The organism is uncultured Ferrimonas sp. (assembly GCF_947489035.1).
Taxonomy (GTDB): Bacteria; Pseudomonadota; Gammaproteobacteria; order Enterobacterales; family Shewanellaceae; genus Ferrimonas.
In genome coordinates, this window is the sequence record NZ_CANLCI010000010.1 from 120,505 (window position 1) to 126,542 (window position 6,038).

A 6,038-nucleotide genomic window follows, 5' to 3' on the forward strand; every position below is an offset into this window, starting at 1 on the left:
AGGAAGTTATAGATGAAATTAGCAACATTACATAACGGCAGCCGCGATGGGCAGCTGGTGGTCGTTAGCCGCGATTTAAGCCAAGCGGTGAGCGTAGCCAATATCGTTACCACCCTGCAGCAAGCGTTGGATGATTGGAGCAACATTGCCCCGAAATTGGAGCAGGTGTCTCAGCAGTTGAACGGTGGTGAGCTGAGCGAAGCGATGCCATTTACCGAACACGGCTGTTTGTCACCGCTGCCGCGTGCGTATCAGTGGGCCGATGGTTCCGCCTACGTCAATCACGTTGAGCTGGTGCGAAAGGCACGGGGTGCCGAGATGCCAGCCAGTTTCTGGACCGATCCGCTGATGTACCAAGGTGGCTCAGATACGTTCTTAGCACCAAAGCAAGACATCGAAATGGCCAGCACCGAATGGGGCGTGGATTTTGAATCTGAGATCGCCATTATCACCGACGACGTGGCCATGGGCGTGAGCGATGCCGATGCCGCAGATCACATTAAGCTGTTGATGCTGGTGAACGACGTCTCATTGCGTAACTTGATCCCCGGTGAGCTGGCGAAAGGGTTTGGTTTTTACCAATCTAAGCCATCCAGCGCCTTTTCCCCGGTGGCGGTTACCCCAGATGAACTCGGTGAACATTGGCGTGATGGCAAAGTACACCTGCCGCTGATGACCCACCTAAACGACCGCCTGTTTGGCCAGCCCAACGCTGGCGTCGACATGACCTTTAATTTCCCTACCTTGGTGGCTCATGCCGCGAAAACGCGCCCGTTGGGCGCGGGTTGCGTTATCGGTTCGGGCACGGTTTCAAACTACGATCGCAGCGCCGGATCTTCTTGCTTAGCAGAGCAGCGGATGTTGGAGATCATCGCCGATGGCAAGCCGTCTACGCCGTTCATGCAATACGGAGATTCCGTTAAAATTGAAATGGTTGCTGATGGACAGTCTATATTTGGATCGATTGAGCAGAAATTAGTCGGCTATATGGAAGGGTAAATGATCAAACTGTATGGGTATTGGCGTTCCAGCGCTGCGTATCGAGTAAGAATTGCTTGCCATCACAAAGGCTTAGCCTTTGAGAACATCTCCGTTAACCTGGTTAATGCCGGTGGCGAACAATTTTTGCCCGGTTACACGGTGCTCAACCCCAATAAACTGGTGCCGACCTTAGTGGATGGTGATCGGATCTTGAATCAATCGCTGGCCATTATTGAGTATCTGGATGACGCCTACCCAGACAAACCGTTGTTGCCAGAGCGCGCGTTCGATCGCGCTCAGGTGCGGGCGTTATCGCAGAATATAGCGGTGGATTGTCATCCGCTCAATAACTTGCGGGTACTGAAATACCTCAGCAACGAGCTAAAAGTGGATGATGCCGCCAAAGCGAAATGGTACAGCCACTGGATTGAGCAGGCGTTTGCTGGGTTAGAGCTACAGTTGCAGCACACCTCGGGGCTATACTGCTTTGGTGATCAGATCACCATGGCGGATCTGTGCTTAATTCCACAGGTGTACAACGCGGAACGCTTTAATGTGTCGTTGCAGCAGTACCCGCTGATCCGCGGCATTACGGAACGCTGCCGTACTCTGCCAGCGTTTGGGTTGGCTCAGCCAGAATTGCAGCCGGATGCGGTGTTGTAACGGTGGCATTGAGTTGCAGGCTTACTCGCTAAGGCATGAGCCCATACAACAGATAACCCAATAACAAGGGCAGCCATTGGCTGCCCTTGTTAATTTCTGCCGGGTACGTTAATCGTTCTTCTGTTCCATCAGGAAGTCCAAGAAGGTGCGATCCGCTTGGGTTAGGGCGCGACCGCTTTTCCAGCCAACGTGCAGATCCATGTGGATTGGCTCTTTAAATGGCAGCGCTTTGATTTCGGGATCGCTGTCCACCACCATTTTCAGCACCGTGGTGATCGCAAAACCTTGGCGCACGATAGAGCGGATCAGCTCAATCAAGTTAGTCTCAAAGGCAATTTCTGGCTTAAAGCCGCCGTTTTGGGCGATTTCATGCACCAGTTCGCGATGGTAATAGCCCCGTTTAAACATCACCAGTTCGTGCTGGAAAAACTCTTCCCAAGTGATCTCATCCTGAGAAGAGAGTGGGTGTTCGTAGCCAACGGCAGTAACCATTTCAGCGCGGGTCAGCGGCACGGTTTCCAGTCCAAAGGATTCGCCATCTTCAGCAATGATGCCGATATCCACTTCATCCCGCTCTAACATGCCGCGGATCTCGCCGGTGCCGGCTTCCACCATCGACAGTTTGAGATCGGGGTAGCGATGGTGAAATGCCATCAGCAGCGCGGGAAAGTAGTAGGAACCGATCATGCCCGGCAAGGCGATCCGCACTTCGCCACGATCGAGATCGCGCAGTCGCGCCATCGCTTGGGTGGCTTGCTCTACCCGCTGCAAAATGGCTTGGGCGTGGGGCAACAGTTCACGGCCCTCGGCGGTCAGTTGCACCCGCTTGTCTTGCCGATGCAGCAACACCAAGCCGAGATCCTTCTCCAGCTTTTTAATGGCGGTGCTGACAGCGGGCTGGGCAACTCCTAAAACTTTGGCTGCACGGGTAAAGCTGGCGTGCTCAGCCACCATAACGAAATTGCGTAATTGACGAAGATCCATATCTGCCCACTTCTTTTTGCTGACTACCTGTAAAGCTACTATGCCAGTAAAGGGGTAAGGATCAATGGCTTATTCGACTAATTACTTGAAATTTCACTGTGTTGCTATCTGATCACGCCAGTGGCTGCGCCGGTAGTGGTGAATAAAAAACTGGTAGCTGGCCAGCAAAGCCAGCAGTGCTGAGCTCGCTAAAGCCAGGCGGGTATCAATCAGCGCCAGTAAGGATCCGACAATGGCCATAATGACGTTGCCTAAACAAAAGGTGGTGGTCATTAGCCCCATCAGCTGGCCTTGGCCGCCGCCATCGTTACCAAGCTCGGAGAGGTAACTGGGTAACATGGCGTTGAACAGTGCAATGCTGGCGCCACAGAAGACAAAGGCGATCAGGTAATAGCTGGGCCAGAAGGTGAAGGCCAGTAAGGCCGCAGCATAGATGGCCATTGATATGCAGGCGCTGGCGGCCAGCCCCAGTTGGCGTTTTATCGGCATCACCAAAAGCGTGGCGGCGGCAATCATCGCCGTGGTTAAGGTAACGGTGCTCCACGCGATTTGCATGCTGTTGAACTTCAGCGCTTCCACTTGCAGCACCGGATAAAATTCGTAGAACCCATTCAGTGCCAGCATCAATGCCAGATACATAAAGAAGAAGGGGCGAATGGTGGGGTTGCTGAGCAACGCTAAGCTGTGCGGGCTGCCTTCGCTGTGGCTGGGTTTATCGGCCGGCAGCATCAAGACAATCATAACGACGGATAACAGGCAGGCCAGTGCGGCGATGGCAAACGCCAGCTCTGCCCCGAATGGCAGTAAGAAGCCACCGAGCAGTGGACCAATCAGATAACCTGCGTAGGCGGTTGAGCTAAGCCAAGAAAACGCTCGGGTACGATCAATGGTGGGGTGCAAGTCGGCCGCAATGGCTCTCGCGACGCTAAGGTTACCTTCAAACAAGCCGGTGAATAGCCGACTCAGGCAAAACAGCGCGAAGCTGCCTTGCCACACGGCATAGGCGGACAGCAGGTAGCCCAATACCGCGCCCAGCATGGTTAAGGTCAAGACTTTCTTGCGGCCCACCCGATCGGACCAAGCACCGATGATGTTACTGCCGATTAAGATCCCGAGCGGATAGATGGCTAGGCTGATCCCCAGCAGTAACTTGGGTGGCAATCCCGCAAAGTTGGCAATGGGGTGGTTCAGTTCAATGAACAGTGGCGCCAAGATAGGGTAGGGCAGGGCGATCCCAGATACGCTGATCAATGAAACGGCGAGGGTGACCAGTAAGGTTTTGTGAGCTTGCTGCATGCGGGACAACTCTAGTTTGTAAACTTTATTGTTTACAAACTATCGGAGTTTATCGCGCCTGTCTATTTTTCATTCAGCCGCAACAGCACATCGTCAGTGGGGATCAACGCTAAGTGGCCTTGTTCATCGAAGTACCAGCCTTGAATGTAGCCTTGGCGCTGCATCCGCTCGAAGTCGGTGATGACCTGCAGTGCTTCCTGTTCCGCTTGGGCGTCGGTTAATCCATTCACTTGTTTTAGGTAGCTGCTGATGCTGGCTAAGGGCGCCGATTGCGAGATGTTGTCTGTCATCCTATCCTCCTGCAACTCGAGAACGCTATCGAAAGCGTAGATCAGCCTTGGTGCTAGCGAGAATCTATTTTGGTGCGGTGCCACTAGGCTGCTAAACTAGCGTGCTTAAATGGCCGCAGGCCTGTTTCATGAATTGTTTTTCGAGACGAATATGACCGTAAAAACTCGCTTCGCCCCTAGCCCAACCGGCTTCTTGCACGTTGGTGGTGCTCGCACCGCACTTTACTCTTGGCTGTATGCCCGCAATCAAGGTGGCCAATTTGTATTGCGCATTGAAGATACTGATCTGGAGCGCTCAACTCAGGAAGCCATCGACGCCATTATTGAAGGCATGGATTGGTTGGGGCTGAACTGGGAAGAGGGTCCTTACTACCAGACCAAGCGTTTCGATCGCTACAACAGTTTGATTGACCAATTGTTGGCTGAAGACAAAGCCTACAAATGCTACTGCAGCCGCGAGCGCCTAGATGGCCTGCGTGAGCAGCAGATGGCCGATGGCGAGAAGCCCCGCTACGACGGCAAGTGTCGTGGTGGCGCGGAACACGACGTTGATGCGCCGTTTGTTATCCGCTTCCGCAATCCGAAAGAGGGAAAGGTGACGTTTGATGACCACGTACGTGGTGCCATTGAAGTGGCGAATGCTGAGCTAGACGATCTGATCATTCGCCGTACTGATGGCAGCCCAACCTACAACTTCTGTGTGGTGGTTGATGATTGGGACATGGGCATCACTCAGGTGGTGCGCGGTGAAGACCACATCAATAACACCCCACGCCAAATCAATATTTACACGGCCTTGGGTGCCCCAGTGCCAGAGTTCGCACACGTATCAATGATTCTGGGCGACGACGGTGCCAAGCTTTCTAAGCGTCATGGCGCGGTAAGCGTCATGCAGTACCGTGATGACGGTTACTTGCCAGAAGCACTGCTGAACTACTTGGTGCGCTTAGGTTGGTCTAATGGCGATCAGGAGATCTTCTCTAAGCAAGAGATGATCGATCTGTTCTCACTGAACGCCATCAGCAAATCGGCGTCGGCGTTTAACACCGATAAACTGCTGTGGCTAAACCAGCACTACATGAAAACCATGTCGGCGGATTACGTTGCTGAGCAATTGGCGTGGCACTTTAACGAGCAAAACATCGATGTGGCTGCCGGCCCTGCTTTGGTTGATCTGGTGCCCGTAATGGCAGAGCGTTGCCACACGTTGAAAGAGTTGGCTCAAAGCAGCCGCTACTACTACGAAGACTTTGCTGAGTTTGACGCGAACGCTGCTAAGAAACACCTGCGCCCAGTTGCACAGGCGCCACTGGAGCTGGTGAGCACCAAGTTGGCGGCGTTAACCGAGTGGACTGCAGAGGCTATTCACCAGTGCATTCAGGATACTGCGGCTGAATTAGAGCTGGGTATGGGTAAAGTAGGCATGCCGCTGCGTGTTGCCGTAACCGGTGCCGGTCAGTCTCCTAGCTTGGATCAAACCATATTGCTGATTGGGCAATCACGTTCTGTTGAGAGAATCGGCAAAGCGGTTGAATTTGTAGCAAACAGAGCTAATTCCTAAAAAACGTGTTGACTCATTAGGGGTGTATTCCTAAAATGCGCTCGCACTCAAGGGGACAACCTCTTAAGAGCAACAAGGCTTGGGGCTATAGCTCAGCTGGGAGAGCGCTTGCATGGCATGCAAGAGGTCCGCGGTTCGATCCCGCGTAGCTCCACCACTTCTTATATGTCGGAAGTAAAACGGCATGTCCGGGGTCCCCTTCGTCTAGAGGCCTAGGACACCGCCCTTTCACGGCGGTAACAGGGGTTCGAATCCCCTAGGGG

General features: G+C 53.4%; 6 protein-coding genes and 1 tRNA gene. 4 read left to right on the plus strand and 3 right to left on the minus strand.

Going from position 1 to position 6,038, the window contains the following annotated elements; translation table 11 throughout:
• Positions 1-12: 12 nt before the first annotated feature.
• A complete protein-coding gene (locus Q0796_RS08500) occupies positions 13-999 on the plus strand; it encodes a fumarylacetoacetate hydrolase family protein (protein WP_298441959.1) in 987 nt (328 codons plus the stop codon).
• A 3-nt stretch (positions 1,000-1,002) separates the two neighbouring features.
• The gene (gene maiA, locus Q0796_RS08505; protein WP_298441966.1) at positions 1,003-1,644 is read left to right on the plus strand and encodes a maleylacetoacetate isomerase; all 642 of its coding nucleotides are present in this window, start codon (positions 1,003-1,005) and stop codon (positions 1,642-1,644) included.
• A gap of 108 nt (positions 1,645-1,752) precedes the next feature.
• On the opposite strand, the gene Q0796_RS08510 is transcribed toward maiA, so the two are convergent.
• The 3 genes from Q0796_RS08510 to Q0796_RS08520 form a co-directional block, all read right to left on the minus strand.
• Entirely contained in the window at positions 1,753-2,628 is an 876-nt protein-coding gene (locus tag Q0796_RS08510; protein WP_298441960.1) for a LysR family transcriptional regulator, read from the minus strand.
• A gap of 93 nt (positions 2,629-2,721) precedes the next feature.
• Positions 2,722-3,924 (minus strand): MFS transporter, encoded by a 1,203-nt coding sequence (locus tag Q0796_RS08515; protein ID WP_298441961.1) that lies wholly within the window; start codon positions 3,922-3,924, stop codon positions 2,722-2,724.
• Positions 3,925-3,986: 62 nt separating this feature from the next.
• Positions 3,987-4,214 carry a hypothetical protein gene (locus Q0796_RS08520; RefSeq protein ID WP_298441962.1) on the minus strand — a complete coding sequence of 76 codons (228 nt, stop codon included), beginning with the start codon at positions 4,212-4,214 and terminating at the stop codon, positions 3,987-3,989.
• A 151-nt stretch (positions 4,215-4,365) separates the two neighbouring features.
• Between Q0796_RS08520 and gltX the strand changes: the two genes are divergently transcribed.
• A complete protein-coding gene (gltX, locus tag Q0796_RS08525; RefSeq protein ID WP_298441963.1) occupies positions 4,366-5,775 on the plus strand; it encodes a glutamate--tRNA ligase in 1,410 nt (469 codons plus the stop codon).
• Positions 5,776-5,856: 81 nt separating this feature from the next.
• A tRNA-Ala gene (locus Q0796_RS08530) sits at positions 5,857-5,932 on the plus strand.
• The last annotated feature ends 106 nt before the right edge of the window (positions 5,933-6,038 follow it).

Excerpts from the sequence above, each read along its gene's own strand:
- Q0796_RS08500 (WP_298441959.1), top strand. The coding sequence starts at position 13 with ATGAAATTAGCAACATTACATAACGGCAGCCGCGATGGGCAGCTGGTG.
- Q0796_RS08510 (WP_298441960.1), bottom strand. The coding sequence starts at position 2,628 with ATGGATCTTCGTCAATTACGCAATTTCGTTATGGTGGCTGAGCACGCC.
- Q0796_RS08515 (WP_298441961.1), bottom strand. The coding sequence starts at position 3,924 with ATGCAGCAAGCTCACAAAACCTTACTGGTCACCCTCGCCGTTTCATTG.
- Q0796_RS08520 (WP_298441962.1), bottom strand. The coding sequence starts at position 4,214 with ATGACAGACAACATCTCGCAATCGGCGCCCTTAGCCAGCATCAGCAGC.
- gltX (WP_298441963.1), top strand. The coding sequence starts at position 4,366 with ATGACCGTAAAAACTCGCTTCGCCCCTAGCCCAACCGGCTTCTTGCAC.